Raw genomic sequence first — 16,828 nt, 5'->3', positions numbered from 1 at the left:
TTTCTGCGTTTAATCCTTTCGAAGGGTGGTTATACTACCTTCAGGTAATCACTGGGTTTGGGCATCTCCGGCTTCAAGCCCTTTCTGGTCCTGATCTGCCTGACGGTCTCCTGCAATAGGTTCGCCGGCAGGGGCTCGAATCCTGCGAACTCCGTCGACCAGAGTGCTCTCCCCTCTGTGGCCGATCTTATCGCCCCGGAGAAGCCGAACATCTGAGCCACGGGCATCTTGGACTTGAGGATCACCATATCGCCCTGGCTTTCCATGCTCAGGATGACACCTCTTCTTCCCTGGATCTCAGACATGGCTCCACCCATTTGATCCTGAGGCACCTGTATATAGACATTCTGGAAGGGCTCGAGCAATACAGGATCTGCCATGAGGATTCCAGCCTGCACAGCCTGCCTGACTGCAGGAATGACCTGGGCCGGGCCGCGGTGCACAGCATCCTCATGCAGCTTGACATCCATCAGCTTGGCCTTCACCCCTTGCACCGGTTCCCTGCAGATGGGGCCATTCTTCAAGGCCTCCTCAAAGCCCTCCAGCATGAGCTCCATTGTCTCTCTCAGGTACTGGATGCCTTTGGTCATATTGAGGAGGACATTGGTGCCATAGTAGCCGGAGATGTTCCTGGCCTCATCCTTGTCCATGCCGTTGTCGGTGAGCAGTTTTCTGCGCTCCAGCTCCTCCATCTTCATGCTGAGCTTGCCCTCTTTCAGGGCAGTGACCACTCCCTCTTCCAGCGGCTCGAACTCGATATAGAAGCGGTTGTGGTGATTGGGCGATTTCCCTTCCACCGGCCCGGCATGGCCGGCTATGGACTCCCTGTACACCACAATGGGGGGCGAGGTCTTAAGCTCCACCCCGCGATCGCGCTGGATCCTGGTTATGGTTACATCCAGGTGCAACTCGCCCATGCCCGCCATGAGGTGCTCTCCTGTCTCCTCATTGATGTTGACCTGCAGGGTGGGGTCCTCCTTGGCGATCTGCCTCAGCACCTCGACCACCTTGGGCAGATCGCGGGTGTTCTTGGCCTCGACCGCCACTGTCATGACCGGTTCTGAGACATGCTTGATCTGCTCGAAGGGGGTCATTCCCTCTTCAGAGGAGACAGTAGATCCGACGATCGCATCCCGCAGGCCAGTGACAGCAGCGATGTTCCCCGCCGGGATCTCCTCCACCTCCACCCTCTCTGCTCCCATGACCACGCCTGTCTGTTGAATGCGGTTGGTTCCGCCGTAGCCCGATACATAAAGCTCCATGCCCCGCCTGAGGGTCCCGGAGAAGAGCCGGCCTGTGGCCACCTCGCCTGCATGGGGGTCGACCTTGACCTTGTTGATCATGAAGGCCACCGGCCCGTTCGGATCACAGTTGGACATGGCCTTTCCCACTGGGCTGTTCCAGTCTCCATGCCAGATGATATTGACCCGTTCCTTCTGGGCCTCGACCGGGCTGGGCAGGAACTTGACGATCATGTCGTTGACTGCAATATACAGGGGAACCTTCTCTGCCAGCTCCTTCATCTTTCCGGCATTACAGTAGTCGACCACCTGATCAAAGCCGATTCCCGTCTTCTTCATCTGGGGAACGCTTATTGCCCAGTTATAGAGGGCGGAGCCGAAGGCGATATTTCCCTTGGCTGCATCCAGCTTCCAGCCGGCCTTATATTTCTCCTCGTCCATTCCCTGGATGAGCTTGTTGACATTGTCTATTACCTTGCCCAGGCGGGCGGCCATATCCTTCTTCTCCACCTTGAGCTCATTGATCATCCGGTCAACCTTATTAACGAAGAGGACTGGACGGACGCCCTCCTTCAGAGCCTGCCTCAGCACGGTCTCCGTCTGGGGCATAGCGCCCTCCACTGCATCCACGACCACCACTGCGCCGTCCACGGCGCGCATAGCGCGGGTGACGTCCCCCCCGAAGTCCACGTGACCGGGAGTGTCTATCATATTGATCAGATACTCTTCGCCGTCCACCTCATGGACCATGGAGACATTGGCGGCATCGATGGTTATTCCCCGCGCCTGCTCCAGGGGATCGAAATCCATGAAAAGCTGCTTTCCTGCCAGATCCATGGAGATCATGCCTGCTCCGCCCAGCAGGTTATCTGAAAGGGTTGTCTTGCCATGATCGATATGAGCAACGATCCCGATGTTCCTTATAGACTGAGGTTTATCCATCAGGGTCGTTACACGTTCTGCTATCTTCTTCCTCTTGCCCATAATACGCCTCGCGAAGTTTGAGATAAACCTTATAATCCTGACTAGGACTGTGACTGCTCGGGCTCAATCTATTTAAGCCTTCGGCCCTCTTCTTCGGCGGATTGTAAGGGGAGATAAAGCTTAAATCAGTGCGAAGAAAGCTCTGGATCGGTTTTTACGATGGCACGCTTGGTAATGAAGTTTGGTGGCGTTTCTGTTGCGGACGGAAACCGGCTGAGGCATGTGGGAGATCTGGTCGGGCACTTCAGCCGCGATAATGAGATAGTCCTCGTTACCTCTGCCCTTCAAGGGGTAACCGATGAGCTCCTGGCCTGCGCCAGGAGGGCGGCAAGCGAAGGCGATGTCTCGGATGTGATGGACTTCATGGAGAGGCTCACAGAGAGGCATGACCAAGCAATAGCAGATGCTATCCAGGATCCGAAGATAGCCAAAGAGGTCCAGAATGTTGTATCCGAGAAGCTATCCCTTCTGGAGAAGGCCTACATCGGCATCTGTTATCTAGGAGAGCTGACCCAACGCTCGCTTGATTATATCTCCAGCTACGGCGAGCAGTTGGCGGCGCCCATCCTCTCCGGGGTGCTCAGGGATATGGGCATACCATCCCAGCATTATACCGGCTCGGAGGTGGGAATCATCACCGACAGCAATTACGGCGATGCCAGGCCCCTGGAGAAGACCTACAACCTGATCCCCCAAAAGCTGCTGCCGCTGAGAGGGGTTCCCGTGGTCACCGGCTTCATAGCCCAGGATGAGAAGGGGACGATCACCACCCTGGGCCGGGGAGGGTCCGACCTCTCCGCCTCACTGATTGGAGCGGCGATCAATGCAGATGAGATCTGGTTCTGGAAGGAGACCTCGGGCATCATGACCACCGATCCCAAGATCGTCCCCGAGGCCAAGACCATCCCCCTCATCTCCTATCGGGAGGCGATGGAGCTCTCCTACTTCGGGGCCAAGGTCCTCCATCCCCGTGCCATCGAGCCCGCCATCAGGAAAGGAATTCCAGTGAGGGTCAAGTGCACCTTCGATCCCGAGGACCCGGGGACCCAGGTAGTAAGAGATGATATTCCAAAGGAGGATGTGATCAAGGCGGTCACACTGCATAATAATGTGGAGCTTTTGAACATATCCGGTGCAGGGATGATCGGGACACTGGGCGTTGCCGCCCGCGCCTTCACTGCTCTGGCCAAAGCGGGGATCAATATAGTGATGATCAGCCAGGGCTCCTCTGAGGCCAATATATCCATGGTCATAGAGGAAGGGCAGGCGGATCGAGCTGATGAAGCACTGCGATCTGAGTTTCCCAGGGATGTGGTCAAGGAGATCTCCCATGACCGTGATATCTGTGCTGTGGCAGTGACCGGATCTGGGATGGCGGGCACTCCGGGGGTTGCTGCCCGGGTCTTCAAGGCCATGGGTCAGGCCCGGATCAATGTGGTCATGATCAGCCAGGCATCAGGGCAGCATAACATCTCCTTTGTGGTCTCATCGGCGGATGGGCAAAGAGCAGTCAGAGAGCTTCACAGGGAGTTCGGCCTGGGTGGAGAGGCATGAAGAGGCTCACCTATGCCCGGGCTGGGGTGGACATCGATCTGGAGAACAGGTCCATTGCGGCCATGAAGTCCGTTCTCACCACCAAGCGCAAAGGATTCGGGGCGCCATTGACTGATATTGGCCACTATGCAGGCCTCCTGGATATGGGAAGCTTCGCCCTGGCCATGACCACTGATGGTGTGGGCTCAAAGGTCCTGATCGCCAATGCCCTCTCCAAGTGGGATACAGTGGGAATCGACTGCATTGCCATGAATGTGAACGATCTTTATGCCATTGGCGCCGAGCCCATCGCCTTTGTCGACTACCTGGCAGTGGAGGAGGTCGACCCAGAGCGGTCTGAGCAGATAGCCATCGGCCTGGCCCGGGGGGCGGAGCTCTCCAATATGAGCATCGTGGGAGGAGAGACCGCCTCCCTGCCGGAGATCATCCGGGGATTCGATCTGGCAGGGACTGCCATTGGCGTCGTGGACAAGGATAAGGTGGTGACCGGGGAGAGGATCAAGAAGGGGGATGTGCTGGTGGGGGTTCCCAGCAGTGGCCTGCACAGCAACGGCTACACCCTGGCCAGGGCGATAGTGGCCCAATCAGGGTACAGCTACCACGATCGACTGCCCGGAGGCAAGGGGAGCCTGGGGGAGGAGCTTTTGGTTCCCACCAGGATCTATCACGAGGTCTTAGAGCTGGTGAGGGGCTGTGATATCCACGGCCTCGCGCACATAACCGGCTCCGGACTGCTCAAGCTGCGCCGGATCAGCGATCTGGGATTCGAGATCACCGATCCCCTCAAGCCCCAGCCCATCTTTGACTTCCTGCAGGAAGAGGGCAATGTGGAGGATGAGGAGATGTATCGCACCTTCAACATGGGGATGGGTTTTCTGGTGGTCTTGGAGGAGGAGGAGGCAGGGGAGGCCTGCCGGATCATGGGACCGGGATCTCGCATCATAGGCTCAGTGGTGGAGGAGGGATTGAGGGCCGGCCACCTGGTCTTCTAGCCCCGGCCCCCTCCAGGGCCTGCCCATCCATCTCTTCTTATCTCTATCTTATTTTTCTCTATTTTTATCTGAGCGTTACTTCTTCTCGCCGAACATCTCCTCGAGCTGCTCTTTGATCCTCTTTATGGACTGGACTGCAGGGCAGTCGGCATCCATAGGAGTCTTGCCTGCCAGATCTGCCTCCACCAGGCAGCGGTCGAAGGGTATGGTTCCCAGGACTGGTATGCCCATAGCGGAGAGCTTCTCTGCCACTGGACCTGGGTCATCCGCCTTGTTGATCACTGCAAAGTACCTGGAGATCCCTATCTCTTTGCCCAGGTGCATTATTCTCTCCACAGTCTCAATGGATCTCATCCCCGGCTCCACCACGGCGATCATGGCATCAACGCCCCTGGCAGTAGCCCGGCCCAGATGCTCTATCCCCGCCTCCATATCCAGGATCACCAGATCCTTCTCTTTGGTTATAACGTGGCGGAGCAGGGCCTTGACGAAGGCATTGGCCGGGCACATGCATCCCGAGCCCCCGGAGTCGATGGTGCCCATGACCACCAGCTTGACATTGTCAGGCCCAGTGCAGCCGCACATGGATACCACATCATCGACCTTGGGGTTCATCTTGAACATCCCCATGGGCATGCCTGCCCGCTCCTCAACCAGCTCCTTGTGCTCGGTTACCGGCTTGGGCAGATCCTTAACTCCCAGGGCCGAGGCCAGGTTCATGCTCGGATCGGCATCGATGGCCAGGACATTGTATCCGTCGCGTGCAAAGAGACGGGCCAGGGTTCCAGCGAGGGTGGTCTTGCCCACGCCTCCTTTTCCTGAGATGGCGATTTTCATTTCATTAACCTCTGCAATTATAGCCAGTCAGCAGTCAAGCCATAGAAATTTTGCGGCTTGAGCGGGGAAAGATGCAGGTTTATATCTGATTCCCCCTTTCTTATCTCTGAGAATTGGCGGAGAGGGAGGCATGATCGAGAGCATCAGAAAACGGGATGGCCGGGTGGTGCAGTTCCAGCCGGAGAGGATAGCTCTGGCCATCTCCAAGGCCTTTCGGGCTGTGGGCAGGGAGGAGAAGGACGCCCCGGCCAGCCTGGCAGAGAGGGTAGCAGAAGAGGCGGAGGAGCGATTTGCCTCCTCCATTCCCGGGGTGGAGGATATCCAGGATCTGGTGGAAGGGGCTCTCATATCCGCGGGCTACGCCGATGTGGCCAAGGCTTACATCCTCTACCGCCAAAGAAGGGCGGAGATCAGAGAGGCCAAAGGCTATCTGGGCGTGGCAGACGACCTGAAGCTCTCTGTCAATGCAGCAGAGGTGCTGAAGAGGAGATATCTCATGAGGGATGAGCAGGGAGCGGTGGTGGAGAGCCCAGGGGAGATGTTCGCCCGGGTGGCCAGGCATGTATCGCGGGCAGAGGATCGCTATGGCGGAGATGGCGAGCAGTATCAGTCCCTCTTTTTGCAGATGATGAGGGGCCTGGAGTTTCTGCCCAACTCCCCCACCCTGATGAATGCCGGGCTGCCTTTAGGCCAGCTTGCAGCATGCTTTGTCCTGCCGGTGGAAGACTCCCTTGCCGGCATATTCGAGGCCTTGAAGAGCATGGCCCTCATCCATCAGAGCGGAGGGGGAACGGGCTTCTCCTTCTCCCGGCTGCGGCCAAAGAATGATGCCGTCCGGGCCACAGGAGGCGTGGCCAGCGGCCCGGTCTCCTTCATGCGCATCTTCGATACGGCGACCGATGTGATCAAGCAAGGCGGGCGCCGCCGGGGGGCGAATATGGGGATCCTGCGGGTCGACCATCCCGATATCATGGAGTTCATCGGGGCCAAGGAGCAGCCGGGATTTCTGGAGAACTTCAACCTCTCTGTGGCTGCGACAGATGAGTTCATGAGCAAATCGCGCCAGGATGGCGAGATCGAGCTGATAAATCCGCGCACGGGACTGGCAGCGGGCCGGCGGAGGGCCAGGGAGCTCCTGGGCCTCATCGCCACCTCTGCCTGGAGGGGGGGCGATCCGGGGATGATCTTCATCGATCGCATCAATGCTGCCCATCCCCTCCCCGAAAAGATCGAGGCCACAAACCCCTGCGGGGAGCAGCCGCTATTGCCCTATGAGTCCTGCAACCTGGGCTCGATCAACCTCTCCCGGCTGGTGAGGGGAGGGGAGCTGGACTGGGACCGCCTGGCAGAGCTTGTCGGCCTGGGGGTGAGGTTTCTGGATGATGTCATCGAGATGAACCGCTTCCCACTGAAGGAGATTGAGAAGGCGACCCTCTCCACCCGCAAGATCGGCCTGGGGGTGATGGGGTTTGCCGATATGCTCATCGGGATGGGCATCTCCTATGCCTCGCCCCAGGCGGTGGTCCTGGCGGAGAGGGTGATGGGATTCATCACTGAGCATGCCCGTGCCCAATCGGCCCTTCTGGGAGAGGAGAGGGGCTCATTTCCCCTCTGGGAAGAGTCGCCCCATCGGGGCTATAGCAGCATGAGAAATGCCACTGTGACCACCATCGCTCCCACCGGCACCATCAGCATCATCGCCGGGACGAGCAGCGGGATTGAGCCCCTCTTCGCCCTGGCCTTTGTCCGCCGGGTGCTGGAAGGGGCTCAGCTCTTGGAGGTCTCGCCCCTCTTTGAGAAGATAGCAGAGGAGCGGGGAATCTACACCCCAAAGCTGAGGGCAGAGCTCGCCCGGAGAGGGGGTGTGCAGGATATTGCAGGGGTGCCACAGGAGCTGAAGGAGCTCTTTGTCACCGCCCTGGACATCTCCCCTCAGCAGCATGTGCGCGTTCAGGCTGCCTTCCAGAGGCATACTGACAATGCTGTGTCCAAGACTGTGAACCTGCCGGCAGAGGCGACGGTTAGCGATGTAATCGGGGTCTACAATCTGGCTTATGAGCTGGGATGCAAAGGGGTGACTGTATTCAGATATGGCAGCCGGAGCCAGGTGCTTTATCTGGGAAATGGGGAGACCGTTCCCGGTTGCAAGTACTGCGGATAGAGGGATTGGCCAAGCCCGCCCCTTAAGTGGATGTCACCATTCCAGAGAGTGGGGGAAGGCTATCGGGTCCAGCCGGCGGCGGAGGCGGATATCATCTCTCCATCGCCTTTCTTCTCAATTCCTCTGGCATCTTCTCAATGGCATAGCGGAGAGCTGTCCTGGGCATGATGGCCTTGTTTCTCATCACATACTCGAAGACCTGGTCCTGATGTGTCCGGCTTGCCTCCTTGAGAAGCCAGCCATAGCCCTTCTGCACCAGATCATCCTTATCCTCAAGGAGGATGTCAGCGATCATGAAGACCTCCGGCAGAAAGTCACCCCTGCGAGCGGGAAGGATGAGAGTGACTGCAGAGCCCCTTCGCACCCAGCGATTGTCTGACCGGGCCCAGAGAAAGAGATCTTCTACAAACTGGGGGTACATCTCAATTAAGCTTCCCAGGGCGTGGTTGCAGAGGGAGTCGCACTTTGCCCAGTTGTTTACGTACTGCTTCAGCCACCTCTCAAAAATATAAAAATCAGATGGCTCATACTGACGGCGTAATGAGTGGGCCCATTCAAAGGCAATGGACGCCTCCTCCCCATAATCTGAGCGGAGCAGACTCTCGCAGAGGGCGAAGATCTCGCTTTTCTCTTCTCCCTTCAACTCCTGGAGGTATTTGGCTGCGATCCTTCTGACCAGGCTGCCTTTAACCCCATAAAACCGGACCTCCTCTTTGAAGAAGCGTGATGCGCCATCTCTGGTCTTCTCATCGATCCCCTCTATTAGCTCCTGGCGCACTGCGAACAGAATATCCCTATCCATATTTCAGCATAGAGCGGCCCAGGCCAAAAGGTCATCGCTGAGGATCGGATGGCATGGGAGATGCTGAATATAATAAACAACAAGCAACAAGCAACAAACAATAAACAACAAACAACAAACAATAAACAATAAACAATAAATAATAAACATAAACAATAAATAATAAACATCTGTAGCCTATTTTAAACGCCTTGCCAATATCCTCAGAGTAGGGGGCTATGACCAGCTCGTGCCGCCCCGCCTCCGCTCCAATGCTCAGCACCGCCAGGAGAGGTCGAGCTCCAGGGCAGTGACCCTTCTCTTCCCATCTGCCCTGATATTCTCAGAGCAGTCGTAGCTTTGCACGCCCTCCTCCAGTCCATAGCAACTGTCTTCAGTAAGCCGGAACGTCAGGAGAGCATCCTTCCAGATCAGATTCCAGTCGATCATATAAATCAGTTTATCCTGAATTTGTCGCGAGTGTTTTTGCATTGCAGGTTGCATCCCATACCTCTTCGCCTCCAAACCTCTGCATAAAACATCAATCCATCTCACTCTCTTCATAGCTATATTGTTACAAAAAGCAAAAAGCTTATTAATTAGTTCGATCCAAACAAATGAAATAGCGACAGAAAGCTGGTTGACCTCCTTTACCGTCGTCCGCCTGTCGTCGGTCTCCGGCCTCTGCCAGGGCCGGACTCCTCTTCTGATTTGCATCAGAGTGCATAGAGATTGGAGCTGCCATGCCATGAGCTTGCTGATGATCACTGATATAAGAAAAAGCAGCTATGATAGCGGGTCGGATATAGTCACCGCCGTATTTCTGAATGGAGCGGCCCATGATGGCGGCAAGATCAGATCCCCGGATGAAAGGACCTTTTTGGCACTGGAGAGCGCCACCGCCCAGGAGGAGATCCCATTGATTGGAGTGCATTGTGGCGACCAGTACATCCGATTGCGGGCCAGCCCCGGCCATGGTCTGTCTGTCGGGGAAAGGATAATCCTGGAGAGCATATAACAATTGCATAGCCATACTGGAGAGCATATAGCAATTGCATAGCCATACTGGAGAGCATATAGCAATTGCATAGCCATACTGGAGAGCATATAGCAATTGCATAGCCATACTGGAGAGCATATAGCAATTGCATAGCCATCTGATTGCATATAGCCATACTGGAGAGCATATAGCAATTGCATAGCCATACTGGAGAGCATATAGCAATTGCATAGCCAGGCTGATTGTGATTCTACATTATCGAATGATCCAGGGCATACATCCCCCCACTCTGCGGGATCGAGGACGAAGGCGCCCTGGTTTAAAGCCTTATTCCAAATTCCGGCAGCCTCTCCCGCGCCGCCTCGCGTGCCTGCTGGTGATCATGCAGGAATCTCTCTATCCTCTCCGCCACATCCTTCTTGCATGTGCCGCACATCCGCCTGCCGCTTCGACATTCAAGCTCCAGTTCCAGAAGCTCTCTATCATCCTCTGATAGATGGAAGAGAAGGAACTCATATATAGAGCACCTCTCAGGCTCTCCTCCCAGCCTCTTCTGCTCGGCCAGGCTCTGCCTGCCGCCGGTGATGGCCCGCAGGACCTTACCTGCCGCCTCCTTGGGGTCCTCGGTGAGGGCGATGTAGCTCTCCGGCTTGGAGGAGGACATCTTCCCGCCGGTAAGGCCGGTCATGAAGCGGTGGTATGTCGAGGCCGGGGGGATGAAGCCATACCCGCCGTGCTCCGTCTCCAGGCTTATGATCAGCTCTTCGATCTCCTGCCGGGCATCATCGATGCTCTGGCCCTCTCTCAGCCGGAGATCGGTCAGGTCGATATGCTCCTCATACCTTTTGACCTCTCCCAGCCCCGTCCCCAGCAAGGCCGATTCAGCCGCTTTCATCAGCTCCTGGCCTGCGGCCTTGCCCCGGACGGAGATGTACTCACCCCTTCTCTCGATGAGGAATCTTCTCATCCGGCGGGCAAGGTCGCGGGTGAGCTTGATATGGGGATCCTGATCGGCGCCCACCGGTATCACCACCGGCTTTGGCCCGCCATACTTCGCCAGCTGTGGATGGAGGATATCGGCGCTCTGGACCATCACGCTCTCCATATGAGAGATGCAGGTCTCTCCGCTAAAACCGTAGATGGCGCTGACCTCGGAGAAGTTGGCCTCTATCCCCAGTTCAAAGGCCAGGTCTCGCACATCGAGGTTCTCGGACTGAAAATAGATGTGGCTGTTCTCTTTGGGCTGAAAGCCCAGGGCGATGAGGCTGAGGATATACTCCTCAATGCCCAATTCTCTGCATCTCTTCCAGCTTATGCCCCGCACAGAATGGGCCTCCATATCGGCCACGGCAGCGAAAGCATCCCCTCCTTGCTGCTGGTGCCAGATGATCTCATTCATGACCATCATATGGCCGAAGTGAGCCTTGCCGGTGGGCATAAAGCCGCTCATGACGGCGAAAGGCCGGCCGTTCTGCATGGCTGCCAGGACAGCATCGTAGTTTCTATGGCCGAATATTATCCTGCGCCTCATGTAGCGATGAGGCTCTGCCAGATAAGGAAGGATATCATCGAAGCTCGATATCCCAAACTCCTCGAAGAGCTTGGTGTAATCTTCCACATGAACTGAACCCCAGGGATCAAGCCTCGTCTCCATGGCCGAAAGAGGAGGGGGCGCTGATATATCTATTTTCTCATCCTATTATCCTGCCCCATCAGCCCCTCCCCCCCCCCCCCCCCCCCCCCCCCCCCCCCCCCCCCCCCCCCCCGCCCCCCCCCCCCCCCCCCCCCCCCCCCCCCCCCGCCCCCCCCCCCCCCCCCCCCCCCCCCCCCCCCCCCGATCAATCCGATCCATCCACTCCATCCGCTCCTTCTGATCCATCCGATCCATGCTGTCTTGCCCAAAGATAGTTAGCAGAGATGATAACTGTGATAATATAGATATTAATTTCTTAATACAATTTATTCTTCTCCATCACTCAACCCCCATTCATAGATGCAAATAGCCTCCTATCATGCCCGTCGCATTGCGGTTATCATTGATATGCATCTATGATATAATGAATATAATATCTGATCATAATGAGATAATGTCAACCGAGAGCTATATCGATAACATAATCTTATGCCCCAGAAGAATATCACACCTCGAAATAAACTATTTATATCATAAGGTATTTGTTATATACAAAAATAGAATGAGGTTATTATGAGACAATTCTCGGTGAAAGTTTTGGATGATGCCGACAGGGAGTTTGTAGAGGTCCTCCGCGAGCTTGGCATTCCCAGAAATGTGGCCAGCATGATCACCTATCTGGCCAATGTGGAGGAGGCCACATCACGGGAGATCGAGATAGGATCCAACCTCCGCCAACCCGAGGTGAGCATTGCCATGCGCACACTGCGCAATAACAACTGGGTGGAGGAGAGGGAGATCAAGAAGGACGGCAAGGGAAGGCCGATGAAGATCTATCGTCTGACCATATCCCTGAGCGATATCATAAAGCACTTCGAGGATGAGAAGAGAAAGGAGTCCGCCAAGACACTGGAGAGTATTGAGAGGCTCAAGGAGCTGAGCAGAAGCCTGAGCGTCACACCCTGATGGCCCAATTCCTTTGCCGCCAGACAGCTCGCCCTGTCCGGCTGTAAATTTGAACCCGCCCGAATTGGCTTTATTAGAAGGGATGAGATGGCAATTCAGACATCCCATCTCTCCAGCATTCAGCAATTCAATATCAAGACCTCTCTGACCGCGAACCCTTGGAGCTATAGGATCAAAGAGAAGTTCATTCTACTCGGGGTATGATCAAAGTCCACGAGCCTGTTGCTCTCATCGGTCAGAGGCTTGAGCCATACACTGCGAGAAGCCTATTTCTCCGCTTCTCCTCTGCCTCTTAATGCATCCAGATTCTCTTCCATGAGCTTCTTGCTTTTGATCTCTTCTTTTTTGCCACCTTTTCTCTCCGCATTTCGCTTCTTAAAGTCGGCCAAGAATCTCACCACTCTCATTGAGGTATGGGATGGATAATTAAGCTTTCTATCATTCTTTCAAAGTGCCTCTCGCCTTCCCCTGTAGACCCACTGGTCGTATATCCCTCCTGGGTCTTGATTGTCGATTACCTCTCCCCTCCAGCCCGCCCCCTCCATCTCCTTCGCGATGAGATTCGCCTCCTTTTGGGAGTAGACAGTTATGAGAAGCTCGCTTTCGGAGAGCGAGGCTGCAGCGAGGAGTATCTCCCTCCAAAAGGGCCAGTTGGAGGCATCGATCAGCCCCACCATGAAGCCGAGAACAGCATGAAACGGCCTGCCAGAAAAAAAGTGGGGCAGTAGCCTGGCATCCAGAACAAAGGATCTGGCGGGGTCCATCCGCCCCTTCTTTAGGGCTAAACAGAGCTCACAGCGATCGGAGTCCATGGCAAAGGGATTGAAACCGAGACGGATGAGGGCCTGGGTGGCCGGTCCATTGCCGCAGCATACCTCCAGTATGGGCTTTTCTCCTGTAGAGGAGAGGTTAGACCTCAGTAGATCGATCAGCCTTGCTATTCTATCCTCTGGGTAATGCAGCTCTTCTGTACTGCTGCAGCTCTCGCAGAGCAGCTCATCCCTCAGGGAGAGGGCATAATACTCGATCAGGGCACTGAGAAAGTCACCCTCATCGATGGTGATGCTCTTTGCAGCCTCTGCTCCGAGCTGGCCGGCGGCATCCATCAAGATCCTCTCCCTGGAATACCGGTCGGTCAGGAGCAGCCAGAAGTCCTCCGGGCCGGCGATATGAAAGGCAATGCCGATATCTGTAAGCTGGATGGAGCGATCCCAATCCAATCCATCCTCCATTATCCTCCGGGTTACAGGAAGGTCGAGCAGATCCTGCAGGGATTCCTCCGCCAAGAATATGCTCTCCTCCTCACCCAGATCAAGCAATCGATTAAGCAGCACAAGAACGGTTCTCTGCCTTGAGAATATCAATCTTCTCAGCGCAGCCTCTCCCGCCGGGCAGAGACTGTCCGACCCGGACGGCATTTCTGCTGGCGGAACAGATATATTATATTCCTGTTAAAATGGGAGCGCTTGAGACTGGTGGATCTTCCGGGAGTAGGCCCTCGTTTAAGAGAGCGCCTGAAAGAGCATTATGGGGATGAAAAGAAGGCCCTGCAGGCGGTATGGGAGGGTGATGTGCCTGGCCTGTGCAGGGTCCTAGCGAACGCCAGGCGCTGCAGCTAGTCCAGCATGCCCGTGCCCGGCAGTTCGATGTCTCCCGGGATGAGTTCCTGGCCACTGATGAGGCTGTGAGGATCTATTCCCTGATCATCTCCCGGCTGGCTGAGTTTGCCCATACCGATTATGCCCGGCTGAAGATCGGGACCCTCTTTCCCTCCTCCTCCCGAGAGCTGATAGAGGAGAACCGCATCGTTGCCTCTCGTTCTCTGCAGGCGGCACGGCTAATGGCAGGGCAGGGTATTGAGGAGCAGCTTCGCTCCCTGCGCCCTCTGCGGGAGAGGGCCCCTTCGAGGATCAGGGAGAGGGCTCTTGTCGCCAGCAATCCCGAGGACTTCCAGAGGCTGAAATCCTGTGGCCTGGACAGATTGATCGATCTTCATCTGGCAGAGAGCCCTCAGGAGCTGCTGGCCCTCGCCCAGAGCTATAGCCTGATCAGCCTGGTGGGGGAGGGCATAGGGGATGCCGAGGGGGTGGAGAGGGCGGAGTCTTTGGAGGAGTGGTATCTGGTTCCGGAGGCGGTTTTAGGATTCTATAAGGAGAATATGGAGACCCTGCTCGCCGCGGCAAAAGCGGCCGCAAAGCTTCAGGCGGCGGGGTTGGAGGATTTTCTGCACTGGGATGATCTCTTCCGCCTGATTGGCAGCCTGGGCGAGGAGGGAGATCCGGAGGAAGAGCGGCTGAGCACCCTTGCCGCCAGGCTGAAGGGCTGTTTGGAGAAGGCGGCAGCAGCTGCCAATGAGGAGCTTAAAAGCAGGATCGAGCAGAGCTCTCTCACCCTGGAAGGAACAGACCTCTTGCAGGTGATGAGCCGGGGAGAGGGCATCAGGGAGCTCTTCGAGCTGCAGATGAAGGAGATCTTCTCCGGGGTCGCGGAAGAGGCCAAGGAGAGGGCCAGAGAGGAGCTGGATCTGAAGGGATCGGAGGGGGTCTGGCTGGATGAGATATTCCCCTCTTCCGTATGCTATCCTCTGGAGCTGGACCAGGGAGCATTGCGATCCTTTGAGCAGGAGCTGCGCGGCCGGGTGGAGGAGAGGGGCCTGAGGGCAAAAAGAGAGCTGGCTCGCAGTCTGGCCGGGGAGCGGGGCCGGGCGGAGGAGCTGGTCCGCCATATGATGGAGTTCGACTATTATTATGCTCTGGGCTCATTCGCCCTGGAAGAGGACCTGAGCTTCCCGGAGATTGTGGAGGAGACCTGCCTGTGCTTTCAGGGGGGGAGGAACCTCTTCTTGAGGCAGCCGGAGGAGGTGAGCTATTGCCTGGGGGGAGGTGCAGGTGAGCCTGGGGAGAGGGTGGCCCTTCTCAGCGGAGTCAACTCCGGAGGCAAGACATCTCTCTTGGATCTGATCTCTCAGATCGCCATCCTGGCGCAGATGGGCCTGCCTGTGCCCGCTGAAAGCTGCCGGATCTGCCTATTCGAGCAGCTTTACTACTTCAGCAAGAGCCGGGGCACTCTCTCCGCTGGAGCCTTTGAGACGGCGATGAGAAAGTTCTCTGTGGTGGAGAATGAGAAGAGAAAGCTGGTCTTGGCAGACGAGCTGGAATCCATAACTGAGCCCGGAGCCTCAGCGCGCATAATCGCCTGCATGCTCGACGAGCTGAACCGCAGGAGGTCGGCTGCCGTCTTCGTCAGCCACCTGGCCGAGGATGTGCTTCGCTTCACTGAGAGCTCAGTGCGGGTGGACGGAATAGAGGCGGAGGGGCTGGACGAGAACAACTGCCTGGTGGTCTGCCGCAGCCCGCGCTACAACTATCTGGCAAAGAGCACCCCGGAGTTGATACTGGACCGGCTGGCTCGCACCACCAAGGGGCGGGAGAAGGAGTTTTATGCCCGCCTCTTGGGGAGGTTCAGATGAGCTTTTTATATTCCCCGGCTTACTGTTCTATATATGGAGATCTGGCATATAGTTGTGATCTGTATCCTCTTGTTCCCCTTATTCCTCGCTGCCAACTACATCCTGGTAAAGAGGATGGCGGAAGAGAGGAGGCGGCGTGATGACCGGCTGGAGAGGGCGGCCTCAGATAGTGTGAGGGAGAGCTATGCGGGAAAGGGGATGCCAAAAGAGAGCTGGCCCAAGTACAAGGCAGCAAGGAAGAGGAGATAGCCCCTGAGCAATTGGCTGGCGCACTATTCTAGCACAGTCCGGCACTCCCGCTGAGATCGATAAAAGCAGGGGCAAAGAGGCCACAGCACATTGCATCCTGCGCCCGGCATGGGCTGCTCGCTGGAGGGGCAGGCTCACAGGCCCGCTCCCCCCTCCGGGCAATGGCCGAATCAGCCTCTTGCCTCCTTTAGAGCCTTGAGGAGCACTCCTCTATTATACCAGGCCCCGGCCAGATCGGGATCGATCTGCAGGGCCCTGTCATAAGCCTCTAAAGCCTCATCGAACCTTCCCAGGCCGGCGAGGACATTGCCTATGTTGCCCCATGATTCTGCATCCCCGGGATCGAGGCGGATGGCCTCCTGGAAGGCTTTTATGGATTCATTGTACCGGCCTGAAATGGCCAGAACATAGCCCTTATCCTGCCAGAGATCTTGATCATCCGGATCGAGCCACAGCCCCTCATCGTAGGCCTCTAAAGCCTCTTCATGCCGCCCCATCTCACAGAGCACATCCCCTTTATCATTCCATGCATCGGCATCGCCGGAATCCAGGCTTATGGCCTCCTCATAAGCCCTAAGGGCCTCATCCTGCCTGCCCAGGCACCTGAGGGCATTGCCTCTTTGATGTCGGGCGGCGGCAAATGTGGGGCCCAGGCGTATTGCCTCATCGCAGGCCTCCAGGGCCTCATTGCACCTGCCCAGGCTCAAGAGGGCCGCCCCTTTGCTGAGCCAGGCCAAGGTGGAGTTGGAGTCGAGGGCAATCGCCTGCTCAAAGGCCTGCAGCGATTCATTGTATCTGGCCTGGCCGGCGAGGGTGGTGCCGTTATCCAGCCACTCCCCCGCCGTCCGCTGGCAATGGACTGGTGGCAGCAGTCCCAGCAGGAGGATCAGAGCAATTGAAGCCGTAAATATCAATCTCATGGCCAAAAAGATCAGATATAAAGGACATATACTTATCGGAT

The 16,828-nt window shown here is 56.5% G+C and carries 17 protein-coding genes; 8 read left to right on the top strand and 9 right to left on the bottom strand.

The annotated features are described in order from the left end of the window. Positions 1-29: 29 nt before the first annotated feature. Positions 30-2,225, bottom strand: coding sequence for an elongation factor EF-2 (locus tag IPI63_RS05485; RefSeq protein WP_214066111.1), 2,196 nt, complete (start codon positions 2,223-2,225; stop codon positions 30-32). A 159-nt stretch (positions 2,226-2,384) separates the two neighbouring features. Here IPI63_RS05485 and IPI63_RS05480 point away from each other — a divergent pair, with 159 nt between their 5' ends. Beyond that, entirely contained in the window at positions 2,385-3,779 is a 1,395-nt protein-coding gene (locus tag IPI63_RS05480) for an aspartate kinase (protein ID WP_292477147.1), read from the top strand. Then, positions 3,776-4,771, top strand: coding sequence for a phosphoribosylformylglycinamidine cyclo-ligase (purM, locus tag IPI63_RS05475; protein ID WP_292477145.1), 996 nt, complete (start codon positions 3,776-3,778; stop codon positions 4,769-4,771). Before IPI63_RS05480 ends, purM begins: the two co-directional genes overlap by 4 nt. A 75-nt stretch (positions 4,772-4,846) precedes the next feature. Here the strand turns inward: purM and IPI63_RS05470 are convergent, their stop codons facing one another. After that, positions 4,847-5,608 (bottom strand): AAA family ATPase, encoded by a 762-nt coding sequence (locus IPI63_RS05470; protein WP_214066109.1) that lies wholly within the window; start codon positions 5,606-5,608, stop codon positions 4,847-4,849. Between the two features lie 130 nt (positions 5,609-5,738). On the opposite strand from IPI63_RS05470, the gene IPI63_RS05465 reads away from it, so the two are divergent. After that, entirely contained in the window at positions 5,739-7,769 is a 2,031-nt protein-coding gene (locus IPI63_RS05465; protein WP_292477143.1) for an adenosylcobalamin-dependent ribonucleoside-diphosphate reductase, read from the top strand. Positions 7,770-7,860: 91 nt separating this feature from the next. On the opposite strand, the gene IPI63_RS05460 is transcribed toward IPI63_RS05465, so the two are convergent. Both IPI63_RS05460 and IPI63_RS05455 read right to left on the bottom strand, forming a co-directional pair. Continuing rightward, on the bottom strand, positions 7,861-8,571 hold the full coding sequence (locus IPI63_RS05460; protein WP_292477141.1) for a DNA alkylation repair protein: 711 nt from the start codon (positions 8,569-8,571) through the stop codon (positions 7,861-7,863). A gap of 255 nt (positions 8,572-8,826) precedes the next feature. Next, positions 8,827-9,000: a hypothetical protein gene (locus IPI63_RS05455; RefSeq protein WP_292477139.1), complete on the bottom strand. Its 174-nt coding sequence runs from the start codon at positions 8,998-9,000 to the stop codon at positions 8,827-8,829. Positions 9,001-9,310: 310 nt separating this feature from the next. Here IPI63_RS05455 and IPI63_RS05450 point away from each other — a divergent pair, with 310 nt between their 5' ends. Next, positions 9,311-9,568, top strand: a complete 258-nt coding sequence (locus tag IPI63_RS05450) for a hypothetical protein (protein ID WP_214065939.1) — start codon at positions 9,311-9,313, stop codon at positions 9,566-9,568. Between the two features lie 301 nt (positions 9,569-9,869). Here the strand turns inward: IPI63_RS05450 and IPI63_RS05445 are convergent, their stop codons facing one another. Continuing rightward, positions 9,870-11,204, bottom strand: a complete 1,335-nt coding sequence (locus IPI63_RS05445) for a tryptophan--tRNA ligase (protein WP_292477138.1) — start codon at positions 11,202-11,204, stop codon at positions 9,870-9,872. A 45-nt stretch (positions 11,205-11,249) separates the two neighbouring features. Continuing rightward, positions 11,250-11,429 (bottom strand): hypothetical protein, encoded by a 180-nt coding sequence (locus IPI63_RS05440; protein WP_292477137.1) that lies wholly within the window; start codon positions 11,427-11,429, stop codon positions 11,250-11,252. A gap of 327 nt (positions 11,430-11,756) precedes the next feature. Between IPI63_RS05440 and IPI63_RS05435 the strand changes: the two genes are divergently transcribed. After that, positions 11,757-12,149 carry an ArsR family transcriptional regulator gene (locus IPI63_RS05435; protein WP_214065937.1) on the top strand — a complete coding sequence of 131 codons (393 nt, stop codon included), beginning with the start codon at positions 11,757-11,759 and terminating at the stop codon, positions 12,147-12,149. Between the two features lie 266 nt (positions 12,150-12,415). Here the strand turns inward: IPI63_RS05435 and IPI63_RS05430 are convergent, their stop codons facing one another. After that, complete coding sequence (locus IPI63_RS05430; protein WP_292477136.1) at positions 12,416-12,547, bottom strand: hypothetical protein; 132 nt, start codon at positions 12,545-12,547, stop codon at positions 12,416-12,418. Positions 12,548-12,595: 48 nt separating this feature from the next. Continuing rightward, positions 12,596-13,483, bottom strand: a complete 888-nt coding sequence (locus tag IPI63_RS05425) for a hypothetical protein (RefSeq protein WP_292477134.1) — start codon at positions 13,481-13,483, stop codon at positions 12,596-12,598. Positions 13,484-13,615: 132 nt separating this feature from the next. Between IPI63_RS05425 and IPI63_RS05420 the strand changes: the two genes are divergently transcribed. Genes IPI63_RS05420 through IPI63_RS05410 form a run of 3 tightly spaced genes read left to right on the top strand, consistent with a single transcriptional unit; the run spans position 13,616 to position 15,867 of the window. Beyond that, the gene (locus tag IPI63_RS05420) at positions 13,616-13,768 is read left to right on the top strand and encodes a hypothetical protein (RefSeq protein WP_292477131.1); all 153 of its coding nucleotides are present in this window, start codon (positions 13,616-13,618) and stop codon (positions 13,766-13,768) included. After that, a complete protein-coding gene (locus IPI63_RS05415) occupies positions 13,732-15,618 on the top strand; it encodes a DNA mismatch repair protein MutS (RefSeq protein ID WP_292477130.1) in 1,887 nt (628 codons plus the stop codon). Before IPI63_RS05420 ends, IPI63_RS05415 begins: the two co-directional genes overlap by 37 nt. Positions 15,619-15,651: 33 nt before the next feature. Then, positions 15,652-15,867, top strand: coding sequence for a hypothetical protein (locus IPI63_RS05410; protein ID WP_214065935.1), 216 nt, complete (start codon positions 15,652-15,654; stop codon positions 15,865-15,867). Between the two features lie 170 nt (positions 15,868-16,037). On the opposite strand, the gene IPI63_RS05405 is transcribed toward IPI63_RS05410, so the two are convergent. Next, on the bottom strand, positions 16,038-16,787 hold the full coding sequence (locus IPI63_RS05405; RefSeq protein WP_292477127.1) for a tetratricopeptide repeat protein: 750 nt from the start codon (positions 16,785-16,787) through the stop codon (positions 16,038-16,040). Positions 16,788-16,828 lie beyond the last annotated feature (41 nt).

It is taken from the genome of Methanothrix sp. (assembly GCF_016706325.1).
Classification (GTDB): domain Archaea; phylum Halobacteriota; class Methanosarcinia; order Methanotrichales; family Methanotrichaceae; genus Methanothrix.
This window is presented reverse-complemented; position numbering and strand designations above follow the sequence as displayed.